The organism is Streptomyces sp. NPDC094143 (genome assembly GCF_040303825.1).
GTDB lineage: Bacteria > Actinomycetota > Actinomycetes > Streptomycetales > Streptomycetaceae > Streptomyces.
The window spans coordinates 79,501-101,056 of the sequence record NZ_JBEOTZ010000021.1 but is presented as its reverse complement, the minus strand read 5'-3'; the positions used below and the strand labels follow the sequence as shown (position 1 = coordinate 101,056).

Sequence of the window (21,556 nt, the reverse complement as noted above, 5' to 3'; positions counted from 1 at the left end):
GAAGCGCTCCGGCCGGGCGGGCCGCCGTCACGTCCCGGTCAGGCCGGCCGGGTCGGCTCCGGGCCCGGCAGTTCGGCGAAGTCCGCGAGGGCACGCCTGAGCCACTGGGTCCAGAAGGTCTCCAGGTCGATGCCCGCCCGCAGCACCAGGTGCCGCAGCCGGTCCTCGGTGCCGTCCCGGCCGGGCGGGAAGTCGCGCTGCTCGATCTCCCGGTACTCCGCCAACTGCCGCTCGTGCAGCTCCAGGTGGCGGCGCAGATCGGCCTCCAGGCCGGCGGTGCCGACGACGGCCGCAGCCCTGAGCCGCAGCAGCAGCGTGTCGCGGTGCGGCTTGGGGTCCTGGGAGGCGGCGGTCCAGCGGGCGAGTTCGGCGCGGCCCTTGGGCAGCACCTCGTAGCTCTTCTTCTGCCCGCGGGCCGGCTGCTCAGACGGCAGGGCCCGGATGAGGCCGTCGGCCTCCAGTTTCCCGAGTTCGCGATAGATCTGCTGATGCGTCGCCGACCAGAAGTAGCCGATCGACCGGTCGAAGCGGCGGGTCAGCTCCAGCCCGGACGACGGCTTCTCCAGTAGGGCGGTGAGGATCGCGTGCGGGAGTGACATGGCCTCATCCTAGGGACGTGTTCCCGCACTACAGGGCGGCCGCCAGCTCGGTGCCCTGCTTGATGGCGCGCTTGGCGTCCAGTTCCGCGGCCACGTCGGCCCCGCCGATGAGGTGCGCGCTGCGCCCGGCCGCGATCAGCTCCTCGTAGAGCCCGCGGCGCGGCTCCTGGCCCGTGCACAGCACGATCGTGTCGACCTGGAGCACCGTGCTCTCGTCGCCGATGGTGACGTGCAGTCCGGCGTCGTCGATCCGGTCGTAGCGCACGCCCGGGACCATGGTGACGCCGCGGTGCTTGAGTTCGGTGCGGTGGATCCAGCCGGTGGTCTTGCCGAGGCCGGCGCCGACCTTGGACGTCTTGCGCTGCAGCAGGTGGACGGTGCGTGGCGGGGCGGGCCGCTCGGGCGCGGCGAGGCCGCCGGGCGCGCGGTAGTCCATGTCCACGCCCCACTGGCGGAAGTACGTCCGGGGGTCCTCGTGGGCCTTGTCGCCGGTGTCGGTGAGGTACTCGGCGACATCGAAGCCGATGCCGCCCGCACCCAGGATCGCGACCCGGTCGCCGACGGGGGCGCCGTCGCGCAGGACGTCGAGGTAGCCGAGGACGCTCGGGTGGTCGACGCCCGGGATGTCGGGGGTGCGGGGGGTGACGCCGGTGGCGACGACGACCTCGTCGAAGCCGTCGACGTCCCCGGCCGTGACGAGGGTGTTCAGGCGGATGTCGACGCCGTGCCAGTCGAGCTGGGTGCGGAAGTAGCGCAGCGTCTCGTCGAACTCCTGCTTCCCGGGCACCTTGCGGGCGACGTTGAGCTGCCCGCCGATCTCGCCCGCCGCGTCGAACAGCGTCACCTCGTGCCCGCGCTCGGCGGCCGAGACCGCGCAGGCGAGCCCGGCCGGCCCGGCGCCGACGACCGCGACGCGCTTGCGCAGCCGGGTCGGGGAGAGCACGAGTTCGGTCTCGTGGCAGGCGCGCGGGTTGACCAGGCAGGAGGTGATCAGACCGCTGAAGGTGTGGTCGAGGCAGGCCTGGTTGCAGCCGATGCAGGTGTTGATCGCCTCGGGGCGGCCGGCCTCGGCCTTGGTGACGAAGTCGGGGTCGGCGAGCATCGGGCGGGCCATCGACACCATGTCGGCCGCGCCCTCGGCGAGCAGTTCCTCGGCGAGTTCGGGGGTGTTGATGCGGTTGGTGGTGACGAGCGGGACGGACACCTCGCCCATCAGCCGCCGGGTGACCCAGGTGTAGGCGCCGCGCGGCACGGAGGTCGCGATGGTGGGGATACGGGCCTCGTGCCAGCCGATGCCGGTGTTGATGATCGTCGCCCCGGCGTCCTCGACGGCCTTCGCGAGGGTGATCACCTCGTCGAGCGTGGAGCCGCCCGGGACGAGGTCGAGCATGGAGAGGCGGTAGATCACGATGAAGTCGTCGCCGACCGCCTCGCGCACCCGGCGCACGATCTCCAGCGGGAAGCGCATGCGGTTCTCGTACGAGCCGCCCCAGCGGTCGGTGCGCCGGTTGGTCTGCAGCGCGATGAACTCGTTGATGAGGTAACCCTCGGAGCCCATGATCTCGACGCCGTCGTAGCCGGCCTGCCGGGCGAGACGGGCGGTACGGACGTAGTCGTCGATGGTCCGCTCGACGTCGGCGTCGGTGAGCTCGCGGGGCGGGTAGGGGCTGATGGGCGCCTGCAGCGGGCTGGGCGCGACCAGGTCGCGGTGGTAGGCGTAGCGGCCGAAGTGCAGGATCTGCATCGCGATCCGCCCGCCCTCGCGGTGCACGGCGTCGGTGATGACCCGGTGCTGCTCGGCCTCCGCCTCGGTGGTCAGCTTGGCGCCGCCCTCGTAGGGCCGTCCCTCGTCGTTGGGGGCGATGCCGCCGGTGACGATCAGGCCCACTCCCCCGCGCGCGCGGGCGGCGTAGAAGGCGGCCATGCGCGCGAAGCCGCCCTCGGCCTCCTCCAGGCCCACGTGCATGGAGCCCATGAGGACCCGGTTGGGCAGGGTGGTGAAGCCCAGGTCTAGGGGGCTCAGCAGGTGCGGGTAACGGCTCATCGGGCCCTCCGTGCGCGGTGTCGTGCCTGTAGTTGTAGAGGACTACCGAGGGTTTATGCAACTAGTTGCACAAGGTGATGGAGGGCACAGTAGGGCCATGACCAGGGGCCTTGGAGCGCTGTCCGCGGTGGTGGACTCGCCGGTGATCTGATGTGCCACCCGAGCCGGGCCGGCCTCGACGACCGCGCGGCCGGTGCCGGCCGCCTGGGAGGAGTGGCTCGCCGGCCGCGGGCTGCCGCACCTCCTGCCGCGCGACGGCCCCGGCCACGCGGTCGCGCTGCCGGTGGAGATCTCGGCGGGCGAACCGGCCCTGGTGGACGCGGGACGCCCGGGTGGACTCCGCGCCGTACGGCGACGCGACGGCCTGGTCCTTCCCGCCCGACGCCGGGGACGTGGTGCGGCCGGCTGCACGGCCGGGGCGCGACGGGCTCGAAGCTCGCCGCGTCCCTGTTCTGCCGCGTCCCTGTTCTTCCGCCTCGCGGTGGAGCCGCACGGCCTGGACGGGAGGCTGCGCGGCGGGTTCGCGGTGCTGCTCGACGCCGGAGCCACCGGCCGCTTCGGGGGCGCCCGGGCCTGCCTCGCCGGCGTCGAGGCCGTCCGCCCGGCCGGGGTGATGACCGGCTGCCCCGGGCTCGACGAGGTCGTGGTCGGCAGGGTGCTGCGGCGGGCCGGGAGCACCCCGCACGGGGCGTCCGGGCACTCCGGGTCGGACCGGACGGCGGTGGTGATGCCGTGTCACGGGCGACGCGATCCGGTCCGGCTGCTGGACGAGGCGCCCCTGCCCGGCGCGCGGGGCGTTCCCGCTGCCACCGAGGCTGACGGTGACGTCCTGCCACGGCGGCCAGGGGTTCTCCGTCGTCCGGAGCACTGCGAGGTGGGGCGGACATCCGCACCACGCCGCACGTCGAAGCCCGCGCCGCCGAGCACTGGTCCGGTCGGCGGCACGGGAACCGGACGCGCTGGCGCCGGACGCGCTGGCGCCGGGCCCGCGGCCGGCCGCGGACGCCGTGGCCGCCTGGCCCCCGTACCGGCTGGACGTCCACGTGCGGCCCTCCGTCGCGCTCCTCGGCGCCTGGCTTCGGCCAGCCGGGGGCGTCAGCGGAACTCAGCGGCTCTGCAGGCGCACGTGCAGTTCCTTCTCCTGGTCGCCGGAGACCGTGCTCAGGTCGTGCACGTCGAACAGCGAGTCCAGGGTCGTACGCAGCCGCTCGATCGCCCAGTACCCGCCGTGCAGGTCGGCCTCGACCGAGGACGACAGCCGGGCCTGCGGATGCGCCTCCTCGTGCGGGTCGGCGACGTCGAAGGTGCCGAGCCAGACGGTCGGGCGGGTCTCGTGCAGTTCCTCCGGGACGTCGTCGGCGCACCGGTCGGACTCGAAGCAGGCGCACAGCGTGTCGAACACGATCCGGGCGTCCTGCTTGCTGCACCCGCTGATCTCCACCGAGACGCAGTGGGGGTGCGGTCGCTCGTGGTTCATCGCCATCGTGATCGCTCCTTACGTGGTCACGCCGCCGTTTCCGCCCCTCCCCCAGCAAAGCACCACCTTCCCCCGGGCACTACCGGCGGCGGGGCGGCCTTTGCAGGGCGGCACGCGCCCCGGTGGGAGATGGTGGAAGGTGACGGAAGGGGCCTTCCACGAACGGCTCCGCGCGGTAGAACTGGGGTGTCGGCACCGTGACGGCGTGCCGCGAGGAACGGCGAAGGCGGGGCGTGGGATGAGTGCAGCCGGGTCTCCCGAGGCCGGGCGCTCCGAGCCGCTGCGCGGCTCGGAGCGCCCGAGCGGACTGCTCGACGTCCTGCGCGTGGCCTCGGTGGTCCTGGACGCCGAGGGCCGCATCGTGCTGTGGAGCCCGCAGGCCGAGGAGCTGTTCGGCTACGAGGCGCGGGAGGCGCTCGGGCAGTACGCCGCGCGGATCATGGTCCACGAGCAGCACGTCGACCTCGTGGTCAAGCTGTTCTCGGACGTCATGGGCACCGGGCAGAGCTGGGCCGGGGCGTTCCCCATCCGCCGCAAGGACGGCAGCACCCGGCTGGTGGAATTCCGCAACATGCGACTGCTGGACGACCAGGGCGACGTGTACGCGCTGGGTCTGTGCGCCGACCAGTCGACCGTGCACCGGCTGGAGCGGGAGGTGGCGCTGTCGACGCGGATGATCGCGCAGTCCCCGGTCGGGCTGGCCGTGCTGGACACCGACCTGCGCTACGTCTCCGTCAACAAGGCGCTGGAGGAGATCAACGGCGTACCGGCCGAGGAGCACCTGGGCCGCACCCCGCGCGAGGTGGTGCCCGGGATGGACGTCGACGCGCTGGAGGCCGCGACGCGGCGCGTGCTGGAGACGGGCGCGCCGGTCGTCGACCGGTCCACGATCGGGCGCACCGCGGCCGATCCGCACCAGGACCACGCCTGGTCGGTCTCGCTGTACCGGCTGGAGAACGCCTTCGGGACCGTGCTGGGCGTGGCCGTCTCGATCGTCGACGTCACCGAGCAGTACCGGGCGGCCATCGAGGCCGAGGCGGCCCGGCGGCGGCTGGCGCTGATCGCGGACGCCTCGGGCCGGATCGGCACCACGCTGGACCTGGACCACACGGCACACGAGCTGGCCGAGGTGGCCGTGCCGGAACTCGCCGACGTCGCGGCCGTGGACCTGCTGGACGCCGTGGTGCAGGGCCGGCAGTCCACCCTCGGCCCCACCGAGTCGGCGGTGATCCGGGCGCTCGCGGTCCAGGGCTACGACTCCGCCGAGGCGCTGGAAGCGGCCGACCCGCCCGGGCAGGTGGCCCGCTACGCCCCCGACCGGCTGGTCACCCGGTGCGTGCGCACGGCGAGCCCCGTGATGCTGCCGGAGGTCAAGGACGAGGACCTGGCGCGCATCGCCCGCTCCCCCGAGGCGGCCGAGCTGCTGGGCCGGGCCGGGGTGCACTCGTACCTGGCGGTGCCACTGATCGCACGCGGCCAGGTGCTGGGCGCCCTGGACCTCAAACGCACCCGCAACCCGCTGCCGTTCACCGAGGACGACCTGCTGCTGGCCCGCGAGCTGGCCGCCCGGGCCGCCGTGCAGATCGACAACGCGCGCTGGTACCAGAGCGCCCGCGACACCGCGCTCACGCTGCAGCGCAGCCTGCTGCCCAGCATCCCCTCCGTGACGGGCGGGCTTGAGGTGGCGTCCCGCTACCAGCCGGCCGGGGCCACGAGCGAGGTCGGCGGCGACTGGTTCGACGTGATCCCACTGGAGGACGACAAGACCGCGCTGGTCGTCGGCGACGTGATGGGCAGCGGCATCCCGGCCGCGGCGGCCATGGGGCGGCTGCGGACGGCGACCAACACGCTTGCCTCCCTGGACCTCGACCCGAACGTGCTCCTGGAGCACCTCGACAGGATCACCGCGGGGCTCGACCAGGCCATCGCCACCTGCGTCTACGCCGTCCACGACCCGCGCCGGCGGGAGTGCCGGATCGCCAACGCCGGGCATCTGCCGCCGGTCCGCGTCCGGGCCGGCCGGCCCCCGGAACTGCTCGACCTGCCGACCGGGGTGCCGCTCGGTGTCGGCGGGGTCGCCTTCTCCACCACCACCGTCGACCTGGAGCCCGGCGACCGGCTGGTGTTCTACACCGACGGACTGGTCGAGACCCGGCGCGACCCGCTCGACGACCGGCTCGGCACGCTCCTGTCGCTGCTGGACGGGCCGGACCGGCCGCTGGAGGAGGTCTGCGAGCTGCTGCTGCGGACATTGCACGAGCCGGACAACTTCGACGACGTGGCGCTGCTGATCGCGCGGGCGACGACCCCGGGCTGAGCCAGCGCTACGGCCGGACGCCGAGCACCACGTGGGCGTACAGCTCCTCCGAGACGGCCAGGTGGGCCGCCAGTCCCCCACGCTCGAACGCGGCGACCGCGTCCGGCGCCTGGTGCCGGCTCGTCTCCACCAGGACGCAACCCCCCGGGGCGAGCCAGCGGGGCGCCTCGGCCGCGACTCTGCGCAGGACGTCGAGACCGTCCGTGCCGCCGTCGAGGGCGACCAGCGGCTCGTGGTCGCGGGCCTCCTGCGGCAGCAGCCCGATCTCGTCGCTCGGGACGTAGGGCACGTTGGCCGCGAGGATGTCGACGCGGCCGCGCAGCTCGCCGGGCAGCGCCTCGAACAGGTCGCCCCGGTGGACGCGACCGCCGGCGGCGGCGACGTTGCCGCGGGCGCAGCGCACGGCGGCCGGGTCGATGTCGGCGGCGTGCAGTTCGACGGGGCCGAGCCCGGCGGCCAGGGCGGCGCCCACGGCGCCCGAGCCGCAGCACAGGTCCACGACGACCCGCGCGCCGGGCGCCTGGGCCAGGGCCCGCTCCACCAGGAACTCGGTGCGGCGGCGCGGCACGAAGACGCCCGGGGCGACGCCGATGCGCAGCCCGCGGAACTCGGCCCAGCCGACGACGTGTTCGAGGGGCAGCCCGGCGGCGCGGCGTTCGGCCATGGCGGCGGCCCCGGCCGGGGTGCGGGCGGTGGCGAGGATCAGGTCGGCCTCGTCCTCGGCGAAGACGCAGCCCGCCGCGCGCAGGGCGGCGACCAGGGCGTCACGGGACGACGGCGGTGAGGGTGGGGAGGGCGGGACAGCGGGAACAGACGGCATGGAAGCCCAGAGCCTTTTGGGAACCGAAGGGCGCTCCGGCGGTCGCCTACGGCCGGCGATCCGCGCCACGTCGAGGGGGGAGCACCCGAGCTGACACAGCGGTAATGGGTCTCACCTCCCCGGTTCCTCGACGGCTGGGTCCGTCCGCAGCCGGACGGAACCCTACCCGACGGGCCGGCCGCCCGGTACGCGGTCAGGTGGTTGAGGGGTACAACCGTCGTGCGACCATGGGAGGCGCAGACAGCAGCGCCGTGAGGCCGTGAGGGGGGGGCACCGTGCGGGAGATCGGCGGGCGCCGGGACACCGACCTGGCCGCCCACCACGCCCTGGACAGGTCCACCGATCTGTCCCGGTTCGCCGGCTACCTCGTGCGGTACGACGCGGGATCCGGCCCCGGGCCGCGGGACTAGGACGCACCGACGCGCCGCACGTACGGTTGAATACGCAATCACTGATGATGACGCCGGACCCGACGGGGCACCGCCGGCCGGCCCGGAGGCTCGACCCGATGCACATCACCCGAGGCTTCACCGGGCGCCCGCGCGGCGCCGGCCCCGCCCTGCCGCCCGGACAGTACGACGCCCGCGACGACTGGCCCGTCCTGTCCGCCGAGGTCACCCCGGACCTTGCGCCGGCCGACTGGACCTTCCGCATCGACGGGCTGGTCGACGCGCCCCGCACCTGGGGCTGGGAGGAGGCGCACCGGCTGCCGTCGTCGGCGTACCAGGGCGCCATCCACTGCGTGACGAGCTGGTCGAAGTTCGGGGTGCGGTTCTCGGGCGTGTCCCTGGACGCCTTCCTGGATGTGGTCCGCCCCCAGGAGTCGGCGACCCATGCCGTGGCCTACGCGCACACCGGCTACACCACGAGCCTCCCGCTCGCCGACCTGACCGGCGGGCGCGCCTGGATCGCCTGGGAGTACGACGGGCGGCCGCTCGCCCCGGAGCACGGCGGCCCGGCGCGGCTGCTGGTGCCGCACCTGTACTTCTGGAAGAGCGCCAAGTGGATCGCGGGCCTGCGGATCCTCGACCACGACGAGCCGGGCTTCTGGGAGCAGAACGGCTACCACGAGCGGGGCAACCCGTGGGAGGAGCAGAGGTACGCCGGTGACTGAGACCTTCGAGCCGGCCTTCGGGCCGGCCTTTGTGCCGCCCACGCGGTTCGCGGTCCCCGGGCGTATCGCCGTGAGCGAGCAGGCCGCCTCCGTGTGGCGGACCGCCACGCTCACCGAAGTCCGCCGGGAGACGCCGCGCGCCGCCACGTTCCGGTTCGCCGTGCCCGGCTGGCCCGGTCATCTGCCCGGGCAGCACCTGATGGTGCGACTGACCGCCGAGGACGGCTACGTGGCGCAGCGCCACTACTCGATCGCGTCCGCCCCGGACGACTCCGGGCACGTCGAGCTGACCCTGGACCACATCGAGGGCGGCGAGGTGTCGGGCTGGTTCCACACCGTCGCCCGGGTCGGCGACCGGGTCGAGGTGCGGGGTCCGGTGAGCGGCTTCTTCGCCTGGCCGGGCGACCGGCCCGCGCTGCTGCTCGGCGCCGGCTCCGGCGTCGTGCCGCTGATGTCGATGGTCCGGCATCATCGGGCACGGAACCTGACCGTGCCGCTGCGCATGCTGGTGTCCGCGCGCAGCCCCGAGGAGCTCGTCTACGCCCGGGAGTTGGGCGCCGAGACGACACCCGTGTTCACCCGCAGCGCGCCGGAGGGTGTGCCGGTGGGACGTATGACGGCCGCACATGTGGCGCCGCTCCTGGCCTCGCCGCCTCCCGGTGGGTGGGAGGCCTATGTGTGTGGCTCCAACTCCTTCGCCGAGCACGCCTCACGACTGCTGGTGACAGCGGGTCAGCCCGTGGACCGCATCAGGATCGAGCGCTTCGGCTGACGCCCCGCGGCACCGTCGCGCGTGCGGTTGCCTTGCGGGGGCTGGGCCCGGTGACTTGGCCGGGGCGAGCCGGGGGTGTGCGCGCCCGTACGGGGTGGGGCGGCCGGGGTCGTTTCGGGTGGGGCGGAGTGTTCGCGCCGTACGGGGTGGGGGGCCTCGGGCGGCCGGGTCGCTTCGGGCGGGTCGGGGTGATCGCGCCATACAGCCGGGGCACCGTGGCCGGGACAGGGTCGGTCGCCGTGGGCGACGGGAGTCGCCGTGGACGAGCCGGGTCGCCGTAGGCAGGCCAGGTCGCCGAGCGGGCCCGCAGTTTCACCCCCGACGGGCCAGGACCTCACCGCGGACGGACCCGGAACCCACCCACGCGAGCCGGGCTTCACCCCGCATCGGCCAAGGCTTTCACCCCCGTATGAGCCAAGGCTTGCACCCCCGTTTGAGCCGAGGCTTGCACCCCGCACGGGTCGGCTCGGCCCCCGTACTGGCCCGGTGTTCCCGCCGGGCGGCACCGGTGTTTCGCCGTGGGGCGGTCGGGCACCCAGCCGGTGGGTCGTGGCACGCGACGCGGCGCGCCGCCCCTCCTCCTCCGTGCCGGCACCGGTGCCCGGGGAGCGGACCGACGGCCCGGTTCGCCCCGCGGCGCGCCCCACCGGGCTCAGCCGCGCAGCCCCGCGCCCCCGCAAGGGACGTGCCGGGGGGCGGAAGTCGGACGGTGGAGGAGTACCGGATCCGTGGGGGCAGGCGCGGGGAGGGCCCGGCCCGGTGGGGGCGAGCGGCACAGGCGTCCCCAACACGGCCGGGCCGTCCTCCGGTGACGGCGAGGAGGTCGGCATGCGAACCCGGGTGTGCGGCTGGCGCTGGCGGCGCAGTCCGCTGCGGCGCCGGTCGGACGTCGTCGAGGCGTGGACGGTGCTGGTGGCCGCCGTCCTGATCCTCGCGGGCGCGCCCCTGGTGGGAGCGGCGGCCGCCCGGTGGGCCCATGGCGAGGCACGGGCCGTCTCCCTGCAGCAGCGCGCCGAGCGGCATGCCGTGCGGGCCGAGGTGACCGGCGAGCGGAGCCGCTCGCTGCCGTCGGTGCAGTCCGGCGGGGAACGCGCCTACCGGACGACCGTGCGCTGGCCGGAACCGGGCCAGGGCACCCGCACCGCGACCGCCCGGGTTCCCGCGGGCACCCGGCAGGGCGACGTCGTGGAGGTCTGGTTCGACGCACACGGCCGGAACGTGCCGCCGCCGGTCGACGGCAGTGCCGTCCGGCAGCACACCCTGGCCATGGGCACGTGTGCCGCGGGTGGTGCGGTGCTGCTCGTGCTGCTCGCGCACGGCGTGGTGCGCCGGGTCGCCCTGAGCCGCCGGCTGGCCGAATGGGAACGGGCGTGGGCCCGCACGGAACCGGAATGGACGCATCGCCGCGCCTGACGCGACGCGAGGCGACCCATGAGGCGACACCCGACGGCTCGGCGCGGCGGCGCCGACCGTTCGGTGACCCGACCACCCGTGTCCGGGACTCCACCCGTCACGGCCGCACTCGCCCCCGCAGACACGCATCCGACCTGCGGGAGCACCGCCAGGGTGGTCACTCCCGCACCGGGCGCGTCCGGCGAACACCTGGTCAGTCCTCCGACCACCGCCGTAGGGTGATCCGCGCTGTCTCCGCACCGGTTCCTCATCAAAGGCGGTCCTGCATGGCCCTGTTCGACCTTCCTCTCGACGAACTCCGCGAGTACCGCAGCGCGTCCAGCGAGCCGGAGGACTTCGACGCGTTCTGGTCCAAGACGCTCCAGGAGGCGCGCGAGCACGATCTGGACGCCCGCTTCGAACCGGTCGACACGGGCCTGTCCACGGTGCGGGTGCTCGACGTGACGTTCGCCGGCTTCGGCGGGCATCCGGTCAAGGGCTGGCTGACCCTCCCGGCCGGAGCGGACGGCCCGTTGCCGCTGGTCGTGGAGTTCATCGGCTACGGCGGCGGGCGCGGACTGCCGCACGAGCATCTGCTGTGGGCGTCCACGGGCCGGGCGCACTTCGTGATGGACACCCGCGGCCAGGGCAGCGCCTGGGGCGCGGGCGGCGGCACGGCGGACCCGGTGGGCGGCGCACCCGCCTACCCCGGTTTCATGACCCGCGGCATCGACGCTCCGGAGAACTACTACTACCGCCGCGTCTACACCGACGCCGTGCGCGCGATCGAGGCGGCCCGTTCGCATCCGCTGACGGACGCCGCGCGCACGGTGGCGGTGGGCGCCAGCCAGGGCGGAGGCATCACCATAGCGGTCGGCGGCCTGGTGCCGGACCTGGCGGGCATCGCACCGGACGTGCCGTTCCTGTGCGACTTCCCGCGCGCGGCGACCCTCACGGACCGGCACCCGTACCGGGAGATCGGCCTCTACCTCAAGACGCACCGCGGTCGGACCCAGGAGGCCCTGCGCACGCTCTCCTACTTCGACGGCGTCCACTTCGCCGCCCGCGGCCGGGCTCCCGCCCTCTTCTCCGCCGCCCTGGAGGACCAGACCTGCCCGCCGTCGACCGTCTTCGCGGCGTTCAACGCGTGGAGCCACGAGGACAAGGCGATCGAGGTGTACGACTTCAACGACCACGAGGGCGGCGGCCCCTTCCAGGAGGCGGCCCAGCTGCGCTGGATGCGCTCGCGCGTCTGATCCGGCCGTTCCCCGCCGACGGCCTTCCCCTTTGGTCCGACCGGTCGGTACGTTCTTCCCGCCCGGGCCGCGCGTCGCCGCGGCCCGGGCCTGGACACGACCGGCGAAGGGGTGGGACCCATGTCCGAGAACGAGGCGTCCGAGCAGGCGGCAGGCGGTGACGCGGCACCCGGCGACCGGGAACGCGCCGACGGGGTGCGGGTGCACGGTCACTGCGACCCGCGTTTCACGGCGGTGCGCGAGGCCTTCGAGGAGAACTTCCGGGAGCGGGGCGAACTCGGTGCCGCGGTGGCCGTCACCGTCGGCGGCAGGATCGTGGTCGATCTGTGGGGCGGCTGGGCCGACGGGGCGCGCAGCCGGCCGTGGGAGCGGGACACGCTGGTCAACGTGTGGTCCACGACCAAGGGCCCGGTGGCGCTCTGCGCGCACCTCCTGGCCGACCGGGGACTGCTCGACCTGGACGCGCCGGTGGCCGTGTACTGGCCCGAGTTCGCAGCGGCGGGCAAGGAGAAGGTCCTGGTACGGCACCTGCTGTCCCACCGGGCCGGTCTGGCCGGACTCAGGGAGCCGCACTCGCTGGAGCAGCTCTGCGACTGGGAGCTGACGACGCAGCGGCTCGCGGCGACGGAGCCGTGGTGGGAGCCGGGCACCCGGTCCGGCTATCACGCGCTGACCTACGGCCATCTGGTCGGTGAGGTCGTGCGGCGGGTGTCGGGGCTGCGCCCGGGGGCGTTCCTGGAACGGGAGGTGACCCGGCCGCTCGGCATCGACTTCCGTATCGGCCTGCCGGAGCGGGACGCGGGCCGGGTGGCGGAGCTGGTCCAGCCGCCGGTCGCCCAGAGCAGCGCGCAGGCCGCCGTCTTCGCCCAGTTGGCCCCGGCGGCGATCGCCGCGCTGACCAACCCGCCGGTCGCCGCCGCCGCGGCCAACACGCCCGGCTGGCGGGCCGCCGAGATCCCCGCGGCGAACGGGCACGGCACCGCGCGGGCGGTCGCCGAGCTGTACGGCGTCTTCGCCGGGCGCGGCTCGTACGGGGGCCACCGTGTGCTCTCCCCGGAGGCGGCCGAGCGGGTGCGCGAGGGGCAGGGCAGCTGCCGGGACCTGGTCCTCGGCGCCGGGTTCCCGGCCGAGACGGAGGTGGGACTCGGGCTCTGGCTGAGCGGCCGCAACGGCTCCTACGGCCCGAACCCGCGCGCTTTCGGACACGACGGCTTCGGCGGCTCCTGCGGGCTCGCCGACCCGGAGGCGGAGGTGTCCCTGGGGTACGTCATGAACCGGATGGGACCGCACATCGCCGACGACCCACGCAAGATGGCGCTGGTCGGGGCGCTGTACAGCGCGCTGTAGGGACCGGGCGCGCCTCGCCGTTCCGGGGCGGGGCGGCGCACCGCGAGGACCGCTCCCCTCCGGCCGGTCCCGGCCGCGGCACGGCACCGCACCACACGCCGGCCACTCCACCCTCCGGGCGCGCAGGGGCGGCCGACCGGCGCGGTGGCCCGGCACGACGGACCGGCCCTGCGGCAGCCGGTTTCGGCCGAACCGCCCGGCCGCCCTTCCCTACTGGTTTAGACCAATGCTAGATCTGGTGGCGCACCGAGCCCGCACGGCTACCGCACGTCACCAACAGGAGGCGCGGCATGGCCCGCACCACCCCGCCCGACCACCCGGCGACCGAAGGAGAGCCCGGAGAGCCCCTGTACCGGCGGATCGCGACGGAACTGCTCGGCGAGCTGCGCGACGGCACGATCCCGCCCGGTGAACGGCTGCCCGGCGAACGGCGGTTGGCCGGGCACTTCGGGGTCAGCCGGGAGACCGTACGGCAGGCGCTGGAGCTGTTGCGCCGCGAGGGCCTCGTCGCCACCGACCGGCGCGGCAGCCACGCCACGCTGTCCGGCGCGCCGACCCGGACCCCGGCGGCGCTCACCTTCCCGGTCGGCGCCGGGACCGCGACGCCGGGCACCGTCGCCCGTGCCACCGTCACCTGGGAGCCTCCCCCGCCGGAGCACGCCGAGGCACTGGGACTGGCCCCCGGCCGCCCCACCCTGATCCACCGCTACCGGCACGCGACCGCCGACGGGCGCGGCCTGCGGACCGCCGTGACGTCCTTCTCCGCCGTGGCCCTCGCGGAGGTGGAGGAGCTGGCCCGCTACCGCGACCGGGCCGACGGCAACGCCGCCGCGCAGCTGCGCCGGGCCTACGACTGGATGCGCCGGGCCGGTCTGACCCTGCACCACCGCGACGCCATCACGCCGCTCCCGAGCACGCCGTCGGTGCGGGTCACCCGGCGGGTGCACGACCAGTACGCGCGCCCGCTGGAGATCACCGACCTCGTCGTGGACGCCCAGCAGGACGCGCTGGTCTACGAGTTCACCCTGCCGGGCCGGGCGGCGCGGCCCGCAGCCGCCGGGGCGTCACGCCGTACGCGGCCCTGAAGCGGCGGGTGAAGTGGCCGGGGCCGGTGAAGCCCCTCTCGCTGTCCTGGCCCGACGACCTCGGCACCATCGAGGAGGCCGACCGGCACCCCGAGGTCTTCGCCGGCAAGACGGTCGGGCGGAAGGCGGACCATCCGGCCGGCCTGATCGGCGCCCTGAAGCGCAGGCCGGCGATCATCGGTCACTCGTTCGGCGGAATGCTCACACGGATTCTCGCCGGGCGGGGCCTGTCCGCGGTGTCGGTGGTCATCGGCCCCGCGCCGTTCCGGGGCGTGCTGCGGCTGCCGGTGTCGCCGCTGCGCGCGGCGGCCCCGGTGCTCACCAACCCGGCCGACCGCGACCTCGCCGTGCCGCTCACCTGCGACTCCGGTACCCCTTCGCCAACGCGGTGAGCGAGGAGGAGGCACGGGAGCTCTACGGCGCGTCCGCCGCCGGCGCCGGCGGCGCGATCCCGGGATCACGGAGATCATCGTGATGAAGGACACGGGCCTCGCCCTGACCATCGACCGGCTGGCAGGAGGTCGCGGACACCGCCCCGGCGTTCGTACGGCGTTTCGTCTGATCTCGCGCCACCATCCCGGAGAGGACTCCCCATGAGCAGGTTCACCACGTCCGACGGAACCGAGATCTACTACAAGGACTGGGGCGAGGGCCGGCCCGTGGTGTTCAGCCACGGCTGGCCGCTCAACGCGGACGCGTGGGACCGGCAGGCGCGCCTGGTCGCCGAGCACGGGTTCCGCGCGATCGCCCACGACCGCCGCGGGCACGGCCGCTCGGGCCAGCCGTGGCAGGGCAACCACATGGACCGGTACGCCGACGACCTGGCCGAGCTGATCGAGTCGCTGGACCTCGGCGACGCGGTGCTGGTGGGCCATTCGACCGGCGGCGGCGAGGTGGCCCGGTACATCGGGCGGCACGGCACCGCCCGGGTCGCCAAGGCCGTGCTGCTGGGCGCGGTGCCGCCGCTGATGCTGCGCACCGACGACAACCCGGACGGCACGCCGAAGGACGCCTTCGACGGCATCCGCGCGGCCGTGGAGGCGGACCGCTCGCAGTTCTACTGGGAGCTGAGCGAGAGCTTCTACGGGTTCAACCGGCCCGGCGCGGCGGTGTCGGAGGGCATGCGGCGGGCGTTCTGGATGTGGAGCATGCAGGCCGGCCTGAAGGGCGCCTACGACTGCGTCGCCCAGTTCTCGGAGACCGACTTCACCGAGGATCTGTCGCGGATCGACGTACCGACGCTGGTCGCGCACGGTGACGACGACCAGATCGTGCCGATCGCCGCCTCCGCGAAGCGGACCGCGCAGTTGGTGAAGGACGCGACGCTGAAGGTCTACGAGGGTGCCCCGCACGGCCTGGTGGGCGACTTCGAGGAGGCGTTCAACAGCGATCTGCTCGCCTTCATCCGCGGCTGACCGGCCTGGCCGGCCCGGCCGTCGCGTCCGGAGTCCGGGCCACGACGAGACGCACCCGCGGGCTGCCGTCGCGTCGCCGCCCGAACTCCGGCAGGGCATGCAGCTCCACCCGGAAACCGGCCCGGGCGAGCCCCCGCCGTACGTCGCCGAGCCGGAACGCTCGGTAGTACATGACGAACGGCGGCCGCCACAGCGCGTTGCGCACCCGCATCACCGTGTCGAAGCCGAGCAGCGTCCAGTAGGCGCGGGTGCCCGGGCGGGGCGGGGCGACCAGCGGGAAGGCGAACCGGCCGCCCGGCCGCAGCACGGCACGCACCTGCGTGAACAGCCCGGGCAGTTCGCGGGGCAGGAAGTGGCCGAAGGCCCCGAAGCTGACCACCAGGTCGAAGGCGGGTCCGAACGGCAGCACCCGGGCGTCGGCCCGGACCCAGGAGAGCCGCGGCCCGCCGGGCCGGATCCGCTCCCGCGCGACGTCGAGCATGCCCGCGCTGAAGTCGGCCCCGACGACGTGCTCCCGGCACAGCCGCGTCAGCACGGCGGTCCCGGCGCCGGTGCCGCAGCACAGGTCGAGCCCGGTGCCGAAGGGCCCCATCGGCCGCAGTGCCGACTCGACGGCGTCGAGCACCGCGTCGGGGGTCCGGAAGGGGGTGTGGTCGAACTTCGGCGCGAGGAGGTCGTAGCCGCGTTCGACGGACGACAGGGCCTGGACGGCGAGCTCGCGCACACTGGGACCTTCAGGGCTGAACATCGGCTCAGCCTAAGGGCTGCCCCGAGTCGTCGCGGAGCACTGCGCGGGCGCCACGGGCAACCGCAGGAAGGAGTGGGCGATGACCGCACGCACGGGCCTGGTGAGCTGCGACATCACGATCTCGGCGGACGGGTACGCGGCGGGACTCCACCAGAGCGAGGAACGCCCCTTCGGCGACGACGGCGGGGACGGCACGGGCGCCAGGCTGCACGCCTGGATGTTCGACACGCCCGAGGAGAACCGGGCCGAGATCGAGCTGCTGAACACCGCCGGGGCGTTCGTCATGGGCCGCAACATGTTCGGCCCGGTGCGCGGCGCCTGGGACCGGCCGTGGAACGGCTGGTGGGGGGACGATCCGCCGTTCCACGCGCCGGTGTTCGTGCTCACGCATCACGCGCGCGCACCACGGCCGATGGACGGCGGCACCACGTACCACTTCGTCACCGACGGCGTCACGGCGGCACTGACCCGGGCCCGCGAGGCGGCCGGCGACGGCGGCGTCACCGTGCTGGGCGGCGCGACGACCGTCAACCAGTTCCTCGCCGCGGGTTTGATCGACGAGTTGCGGCTGCACCTCGTGCCGTGCACGCTCGGCGCCGGCACACGGCTGTTCGACGGCGTGCCGCCGCTGGACCTGGAACAGGTGCGGTCCCGGTCCGCGAGCCTGGTCACGCACCTGACCTATCGCGTGCTGCCCTGAGCCGGGGGGCGCTGCCGCTCGTCCCGGGGAGCGCGCTGGTCGAGCACCGTCCGCACGCGCGCGCACCAGCGGAGGTTGTCCTCCTCCAGGGCGATGCCCGCCAGCAGGGTGAGGTACGGGCCGACGCGGTCGGCCTCCCTCAGGTACTCCTCCTCGCCACGGCCGGCCAGGAGGCGCTCGCGGACGCGCCGGTAGCGGGCCAGCTTGCCGCGGGCCCACGCCTCGCGCTCCTCGACCAGGGCCCGGGTGGAGGCGGGGTCGGCGCCGTCCATCGCCTGGATCTTGATGAGCAGTTCGTCGCGGATCGCGGTGGGCCGCCGGGGCGGTGTGGCGGCGAACGTGTCCAGGTCCCGGCGGCCCGCCTCGGTCAGCGTGAACATGCGCTTGTCGGGCCGCCGCTCCTGCCGGACGACACGGGCCTCGATCAGGCCCTCCCCGGCCAGGCGCTCCAGCTCCCGGTAGAGCTGCTGGGGCGTCGCCGCCCAGAAGTTGGCGAGCGACACGTCGAACACCTTCGACAGCTCGTAGCCCGACGCCTCGCCCTCCAGCAGGGCGGCCAGGACGGCGTACTTGAGAGACATGTGGACATCGTATCAACCGTTGATTAATCTACTTCGCACCTACTCAACTAGTTGACCAAGGCGGTTGCGATGCAGGCTTTCCGTGAGGCGGTCGAGGCGCTCGACATGGACGCCGCCGAGGCGCTGCTGGCGCCGGACGTCGTCTTCACCAGCCCGGTGGTGTTCAAGCCGTACACCGGCAAGGCGATCACGGGGGCGATCCTGCGCGCCGTCTCCGGTGTCTTCGAGGACTTCCGCTACGTGCGTGAGATCAACGACGTGGGGGGCCGTGACCACGCCCTGGTGTTCACCGCGCGGGTGGGCGACCGGCAGATCAACGGCTGTGACTTCATCCACGTCGACGACGACGGGCTCATCGACGAGTTCACGGTCATGGTGCGCCCCCTGTCGGCGGCCCAGGCGCTCGCGGCGGCCATGGGAGAGCGGTTCGAGCAGATCGCGGAGGAGGCCAGGGCCCGCGCGGTGTGACAGGGCGCTCCAGGGGCCCCTTGCCGCGTTCCGGCGCCCGACGAACGGCTCCGGAGGGGCCCCTGTCGCGTTCGGCGCGTGACGGACGGCTCGGCCCCTGTCGCGTTCGGCGCGTGGGAGACGGCTCGCGGGGCCGCTCCGGCGTCCGCGGCGTGTGGGCTGCTTCCCGGCCCGTTTCCCGCGTTCCTCCGCCGCCCCGGGCCCGTTCGCGGTTGGATGTCCTCATGACGTCCGCCGAGCACGACAGGCTGATGCGGGCCAACCAGGCCAACTGGGACGCCCGCACACCCGTCCACCTCGCCAGCCGGTTCTACGGCCTCGACCAGGACCTCGACCCCGAGCGCTGGTTCGCCCCCTTCGAGTGGGAGGACCTCGGCGAGCTGGCCGGCCGTGACGTGCTCCATCTGCAGTGCCATCTCGGCACGGAGACGATCGCCTTCGCCCGGCGCGGGGCCCGGGCCGTCGGGCTCGACTTCTCCGCGCGGTCCGTGGCCGCCGCGACCGGCATCGCGGCACGGGCCGGGGCGGACGTGACGTACGTCCGGGCCAACGTGTACGACGCCGTCGAGGCTCTGGACGGACGGCGGTTCGACGTCGTGTACACCGGCAAGGGCGCCCTGTGCTACCTGCCCGACCTGGACCGCTGGGCGGAGATCGTCGGCCGGCTCCTGCGGCCGGGCGGCCGGCTGTACGTCGTCGAGTTCCACCCCCTGCTCAACTCCCTCGGCCCGAAACCCGCCCCCGGGGAGGGCCCCGAACTGCTGCTGCGCCACGACTACCTGGGCGGCGGCGGCCCCGTGCACCGCGACGCGACCCACACGTACACGGACGGCCCCGCCGTCGCGGGCGCCACGGACAGCTACGAGTGGATGCACGGAATGGGCGAGCTCGTCAACGCGTTGACGGATGCGGGGCTCACCGTGCGCCGCCTGCGCGAAGGCGACGAACTTCCCTGGCCGCGCTGGCCGCACATGGTCCGCACGGACTCCGGCTGGTGGCGGCTCCCCGAGCCGCGGATCCCACTGCTGTACGGGCTGCTGGCCACGCGCTGAGCCGTATTCCGTTCTCCTCGCGCCCCCGGCGTGGTAGCGTGCGAAACAGCACGTGTGCTTGCCCCTCTTGTGGGCGCCGGTGCCAGTTCTCCCTCGTAACACCTCTTCGTTTCCCGGCACCACGACGTGTTCCGTCGTATTCGAGGTGCTGTTCCCCGCCGCACCCAGGCGTGCCCCAAGGCCGCCCCCTCGCGGCTCTCTCCCTCCCCTTCGCATGTCTCATGCCACTCCGTCCTCGGAAAGGACACACCCCCATGACCACCACACTCGAAAACCCGCCTGCCGGGCAGCGGACCGCGCTCCGGACCACTGTCGGCGTCCTCGACATCGACACGAACGGGAAGGGGCACCTGCGCGGCGACGGCCTCCTGCCCACACCCGCCGATCCCGCCGTCTCCCCCGCGCTGATCCGCCGGCACGGCCTGCGCAAGGGCGACCTCGTCGAGGGCGTGCGCGGCGACCGGGGCGGTCTGACCGAGGTCGAACGGGTCGACGGTGTTTGCCCCGCCGCGCTGGGCGGGCGCCGCCACTTCCGGGATCTGACACCGCTGCACCCGCACGAACGGCTGCGTCTCGAACACCCCGCGGCGGGAACGGCCGGACGGGTCGTCGACCTGATCGCACCGGTCGGCAAGGGGCAGCGCGGGCTCCTCGTGGCTCCGCCCAAGACCGGCAAGACCGTCCTCCTCCAGCAGCTCGCGGCGGCCGTCGCCGGCAACCATCCCGAGTGCCGGCTGATGGTGCTGCTGCTCGACGAGCGGCCCGAGGAGGTCACCGACATGCGGCGCTCCGTGCGCGGCGAGGTGTACGCCTCCACCTTCGACCGCAGCGCCCGGCAGCACATCGCCCTGGCCGAGCTCGTCATCGAGCGGGCCAAGCGGCGCGTCGAGGCCGGCGAGGACGTCGTCCTCCTCCTCGACTCGCTGACCCGGCTGTGCCGGGCGCACAACAACGCGGCCGGATCCGGTGGCCGCATCCTCACCGGCGGCGTCGACGCGTCGGCGCTGACCGGACCCAAGCGGTTCTTCGGCGCCGCTCGCACCGCCGAGGAGGGCGGCACCCTCACGATCCTCGCGACCGCCCTGGTGGAGACCGGCTCCCGGGCCGACGACTACTACTTCGAGGAGCTGAAGAGCACCGGCAACATGGAACTCCGCCTGAGCCGCGAACCGGCCTCCCGCCGGGTCTTCCCGGCCGTCGACATCACCCCCTCCGGCACCCGCCGCGAGGAACTCCTCCTGCCCGAACCTGAGTTGACGGCCCTGCACGGCCTGCGCCGAGTACTGCAGAACCGCGACGGACAGGGCGCCCTTGAGACCCTCCTGGACCGCCTGCGCGAAACCCCGGACAACGCGACGTTCCTGCGACGCGTCCAGCCGACACTGCCGTCGGACTGACGAACCGGTGCGGCATCCGGGTGCTCGCGGGCGGGCTTCGGCCCCGTCGCCGCCGTGCGCGGGCCGGCCGTTTCTACGTTGATCGTATGATCATCGGATTCTCTTCCCGGGTGGCCGTGACGGCCGGCGCGCTCTGTGTGGCGGGGCTCCTCGTCGTGATGCCCGCCGCCGCGGCCGACCCCGGCGGCGCGGAGCCCACCGCGCCGGCCGGGCCGCGGGCGGCGGCCCCGCACCCCTCGCTGCTGCACCGGCCCGGTCTGCACGTGCGCCCGCGCGCCGGAACGCCCCGCCTGCCCAAGGTCTCCGCCCTGTCCTGGCTGGTGGCCGACGCCCGCACCGGCGAGGTGCTCGCCGCCCGCAACGCGCACCGCAGACTCCCGCCGGCCAGCACGCTGAAGACACTGTTCGCCCTCACGGTGCTGCCGTCCCTGCCGGCCGGCATCCGGCACACGGTCCGCGCGCAGGAGCTGCGCGGCATCGGGTCGGGCAGCAGCCTGGTCGGCGTCGCCGAGGGGCGGACGTACCGGGTCGCCGACCTGTGGCGCGGTGTCTTCCTCAACTCCGGCAACGACGCCGTGCACGTCCTGGCCGAGCTCAACGGCGGCTGGCGGGCCACCGCCGAGCGGATGCAGGCCAAGGCACGCTCCCTCGGCGCCTTCGACACGCGCGTGGTGTCGCCGGACGGCTACGACGCCCCGGGCCAGGTGTCGTCGGCGTTCGACCTGGCCGTGTTCGGCGCGGTGGGACTGCGCAACCCGGACTTCGCGCGGTACTGCGCCACGGTCGAGGCGCGCTTCCCCGGCGGCGACCGCTGGTCGTACCCGATCCGCAACACCAACCGGCTGCTGAGCGGCGCCCATGGGGTGAAACCGTACCCGGGGCTGATCGGCATCAAGAACGGCTACACCAGCAAGGCCGGCAGCACGCTCGTCGCGGCGGCGCGGCGGGACGGCCGCACCCTCGTCGTGACGG

The 21,556-nt window shown here is 74.1% G+C and carries 20 protein-coding genes and 1 pseudogene; 15 read left to right on the top strand and 6 right to left on the bottom strand.

Annotated features, from left to right (window positions below):
• Positions 1 to 38 precede the first annotated feature (38 nt).
• From ABTZ58_RS25175 to ABTZ58_RS25165, 3 genes are all read right to left on the bottom strand, one after another.
• Positions 39 to 599, bottom strand: a complete 561-nt coding sequence (locus tag ABTZ58_RS25175; protein WP_309097868.1) for a PadR family transcriptional regulator — start codon at positions 597 to 599, stop codon at positions 39 to 41.
• Between the two features lie 28 nt (positions 600 to 627).
• A complete protein-coding gene (locus ABTZ58_RS25170; protein ID WP_351360826.1) occupies positions 628 to 2,643 on the bottom strand; it encodes an oxidoreductase in 2,016 nt (671 codons plus the stop codon).
• Positions 2,644 to 3,748: 1,105 nt separating this feature from the next.
• Positions 3,749 to 4,120, bottom strand: a complete 372-nt coding sequence (locus tag ABTZ58_RS25165; RefSeq protein ID WP_351360979.1) for a hypothetical protein — start codon at positions 4,118 to 4,120, stop codon at positions 3,749 to 3,751.
• A 238-nt stretch (positions 4,121 to 4,358) separates the two neighbouring features.
• Here ABTZ58_RS25165 and ABTZ58_RS25160 point away from each other — a divergent pair, with 238 nt between their 5' ends.
• Complete coding sequence (locus ABTZ58_RS25160) at positions 4,359 to 6,437, top strand: SpoIIE family protein phosphatase (RefSeq protein WP_351360823.1); 2,079 nt, start codon at positions 4,359 to 4,361, stop codon at positions 6,435 to 6,437.
• Positions 6,438 to 6,444: 7 nt separating this feature from the next.
• Here the strand turns inward: ABTZ58_RS25160 and ABTZ58_RS25155 are convergent, their stop codons facing one another.
• Entirely contained in the window at positions 6,445 to 7,257 is an 813-nt protein-coding gene (locus tag ABTZ58_RS25155) for a putative protein N(5)-glutamine methyltransferase (RefSeq protein WP_351360820.1), read from the bottom strand.
• 275 nt (positions 7,258 to 7,532) lie between these two features.
• Here ABTZ58_RS25155 and ABTZ58_RS25150 point away from each other — a divergent pair, with 275 nt between their 5' ends.
• From ABTZ58_RS25150 to ABTZ58_RS25110, 9 genes are all read left to right on the top strand, one after another.
• Entirely contained in the window at positions 7,533 to 7,667 is a 135-nt protein-coding gene (locus ABTZ58_RS25150) for a hypothetical protein (RefSeq protein WP_351360817.1), read from the top strand.
• 98 nt (positions 7,668 to 7,765) lie between these two features.
• Complete coding sequence (locus ABTZ58_RS25145) at positions 7,766 to 8,371, top strand: sulfite oxidase-like oxidoreductase (RefSeq protein WP_351360814.1); 606 nt, start codon at positions 7,766 to 7,768, stop codon at positions 8,369 to 8,371.
• Entirely contained in the window at positions 8,364 to 9,143 is a 780-nt protein-coding gene (locus ABTZ58_RS25140; protein ID WP_351360811.1) for a ferredoxin reductase, read from the top strand. The genes ABTZ58_RS25145 and ABTZ58_RS25140 overlap by 8 nt, the downstream gene beginning before the upstream one ends.
• Before the next feature lie 828 nt (positions 9,144 to 9,971).
• Entirely contained in the window at positions 9,972 to 10,556 is a 585-nt protein-coding gene (locus ABTZ58_RS25135) for an Rv1733c family protein (protein WP_351360808.1), read from the top strand.
• A 266-nt stretch (positions 10,557 to 10,822) separates the two neighbouring features.
• Positions 10,823 to 11,791 carry an acetylxylan esterase gene (locus ABTZ58_RS25130; RefSeq protein ID WP_351360805.1) on the top strand — a complete coding sequence of 323 codons (969 nt, stop codon included), beginning with the start codon at positions 10,823 to 10,825 and terminating at the stop codon, positions 11,789 to 11,791.
• A 120-nt stretch (positions 11,792 to 11,911) separates the two neighbouring features.
• Complete coding sequence (locus ABTZ58_RS25125) at positions 11,912 to 13,138, top strand: serine hydrolase domain-containing protein (protein ID WP_351360802.1); 1,227 nt, start codon at positions 11,912 to 11,914, stop codon at positions 13,136 to 13,138.
• 290 nt (positions 13,139 to 13,428) lie between these two features.
• Positions 13,429 to 14,223, top strand: coding sequence for a GntR family transcriptional regulator (locus tag ABTZ58_RS25120; protein ID WP_351360799.1), 795 nt, complete (start codon positions 13,429 to 13,431; stop codon positions 14,221 to 14,223).
• Positions 14,224 to 14,249: 26 nt separating this feature from the next.
• Complete coding sequence (locus ABTZ58_RS25115) at positions 14,250 to 14,615, top strand: alpha/beta fold hydrolase (protein ID WP_351360796.1); 366 nt, start codon at positions 14,250 to 14,252, stop codon at positions 14,613 to 14,615.
• Between the two features lie 201 nt (positions 14,616 to 14,816).
• On the top strand, positions 14,817 to 15,638 hold the full coding sequence (locus ABTZ58_RS25110) for an alpha/beta fold hydrolase (RefSeq protein ID WP_351360793.1): 822 nt from the start codon (positions 14,817 to 14,819) through the stop codon (positions 15,636 to 15,638).
• Here the strand turns inward: ABTZ58_RS25110 and ABTZ58_RS25105 are convergent.
• A complete protein-coding gene (locus tag ABTZ58_RS25105; RefSeq protein ID WP_351360790.1) occupies positions 15,625 to 16,386 on the bottom strand; it encodes a class I SAM-dependent methyltransferase in 762 nt (253 codons plus the stop codon). The two genes, ABTZ58_RS25110 and ABTZ58_RS25105, sit on opposite strands and share 14 nt — an antisense overlap.
• 79 nt (positions 16,387 to 16,465) lie before the next feature.
• Between ABTZ58_RS25105 and ABTZ58_RS25100 the strand changes: the two genes are divergently transcribed.
• Positions 16,466 to 17,086: a dihydrofolate reductase family protein gene (locus tag ABTZ58_RS25100; RefSeq protein ID WP_351360787.1), complete on the top strand. Its 621-nt coding sequence runs from the start codon at positions 16,466 to 16,468 to the stop codon at positions 17,084 to 17,086.
• On the opposite strand, the gene ABTZ58_RS25095 is transcribed toward ABTZ58_RS25100, so the two are convergent.
• A complete protein-coding gene (locus ABTZ58_RS25095) occupies positions 17,068 to 17,667 on the bottom strand; it encodes a PadR family transcriptional regulator (protein WP_351360784.1) in 600 nt (199 codons plus the stop codon). The two genes, ABTZ58_RS25100 and ABTZ58_RS25095, sit on opposite strands and share 19 nt — an antisense overlap.
• Positions 17,668 to 17,736: 69 nt before the next feature.
• Here ABTZ58_RS25095 and ABTZ58_RS25090 point away from each other — a divergent pair, with 69 nt between their 5' ends.
• From ABTZ58_RS25090 to ABTZ58_RS25075, 4 genes and pseudogenes are all read left to right on the top strand, one after another.
• The gene (locus ABTZ58_RS25090; RefSeq protein ID WP_351360781.1) at positions 17,737 to 18,135 is read left to right on the top strand and encodes a nuclear transport factor 2 family protein; all 399 of its coding nucleotides are present in this window, start codon (positions 17,737 to 17,739) and stop codon (positions 18,133 to 18,135) included.
• Between the two features lie 224 nt (positions 18,136 to 18,359).
• Positions 18,360 to 19,187, top strand: coding sequence for a class I SAM-dependent methyltransferase (locus tag ABTZ58_RS25085; protein ID WP_351360778.1), 828 nt, complete (start codon positions 18,360 to 18,362; stop codon positions 19,185 to 19,187).
• 254 nt (positions 19,188 to 19,441) lie between these two features.
• Entirely contained in the window at positions 19,442 to 20,584 is a 1,143-nt protein-coding gene (gene rho / locus ABTZ58_RS25080; protein WP_351360776.1) for a transcription termination factor Rho, read from the top strand.
• An 86-nt stretch (positions 20,585 to 20,670) separates the two neighbouring features.
• Positions 20,671 to 21,507: pseudogene (locus ABTZ58_RS25075) on the top strand (D-alanyl-D-alanine carboxypeptidase family protein); the annotation flags it as partial.
• Between the last annotated feature and the right edge of the window lie 49 nt (positions 21,508 to 21,556).

What these genes read in the sequence shown, in the direction of transcription:
- ABTZ58_RS25175 (WP_309097868.1), bottom strand. Translation starts at nt 599, where the DNA reads ATGTCACTCCCGCACGCGATCCTCACCGCCCTACTGGAGAAGCCGTCG.
- ABTZ58_RS25170 (WP_351360826.1), bottom strand. Translation starts at nt 2,643, where the DNA reads ATGAGCCGTTACCCGCACCTGCTGAGCCCCCTAGACCTGGGCTTCACC.
- ABTZ58_RS25165 (WP_351360979.1), bottom strand. Translation starts at nt 4,120, where the DNA reads ATGAACCACGAGCGACCGCACCCCCACTGCGTCTCGGTGGAGATCAGC.
- ABTZ58_RS25160 (WP_351360823.1), top strand. Translation starts at nt 4,359, where the DNA reads ATGAGTGCAGCCGGGTCTCCCGAGGCCGGGCGCTCCGAGCCGCTGCGC.
- ABTZ58_RS25155 (WP_351360820.1), bottom strand. Translation starts at nt 7,257, where the DNA reads ATGCCGTCTGTTCCCGCTGTCCCGCCCTCCCCACCCTCACCGCCGTCG.
- ABTZ58_RS25145 (WP_351360814.1), top strand. Translation starts at nt 7,766, where the DNA reads ATGCACATCACCCGAGGCTTCACCGGGCGCCCGCGCGGCGCCGGCCCC.
- ABTZ58_RS25135 (WP_351360808.1), top strand. Translation starts at nt 9,972, where the DNA reads ATGCGAACCCGGGTGTGCGGCTGGCGCTGGCGGCGCAGTCCGCTGCGG.
- ABTZ58_RS25130 (WP_351360805.1), top strand. Translation starts at nt 10,823, where the DNA reads ATGGCCCTGTTCGACCTTCCTCTCGACGAACTCCGCGAGTACCGCAGC.
- ABTZ58_RS25125 (WP_351360802.1), top strand. Translation starts at nt 11,912, where the DNA reads ATGTCCGAGAACGAGGCGTCCGAGCAGGCGGCAGGCGGTGACGCGGCA.
- ABTZ58_RS25120 (WP_351360799.1), top strand. Translation starts at nt 13,429, where the DNA reads ATGGCCCGCACCACCCCGCCCGACCACCCGGCGACCGAAGGAGAGCCC.
- ABTZ58_RS25110 (WP_351360793.1), top strand. Translation starts at nt 14,817, where the DNA reads ATGAGCAGGTTCACCACGTCCGACGGAACCGAGATCTACTACAAGGAC.
- ABTZ58_RS25105 (WP_351360790.1), bottom strand. Translation starts at nt 16,386, where the DNA reads ATGTTCAGCCCTGAAGGTCCCAGTGTGCGCGAGCTCGCCGTCCAGGCC.
- ABTZ58_RS25100 (WP_351360787.1), top strand. Translation starts at nt 16,466, where the DNA reads ATGACCGCACGCACGGGCCTGGTGAGCTGCGACATCACGATCTCGGCG.
- ABTZ58_RS25095 (WP_351360784.1), bottom strand. Translation starts at nt 17,667, where the DNA reads ATGTCTCTCAAGTACGCCGTCCTGGCCGCCCTGCTGGAGGGCGAGGCG.
- ABTZ58_RS25090 (WP_351360781.1), top strand. Translation starts at nt 17,737, where the DNA reads ATGCAGGCTTTCCGTGAGGCGGTCGAGGCGCTCGACATGGACGCCGCC.
- ABTZ58_RS25085 (WP_351360778.1), top strand. Translation starts at nt 18,360, where the DNA reads ATGACGTCCGCCGAGCACGACAGGCTGATGCGGGCCAACCAGGCCAAC.
- rho (WP_351360776.1), top strand. Translation starts at nt 19,442, where the DNA reads ATGACCACCACACTCGAAAACCCGCCTGCCGGGCAGCGGACCGCGCTC.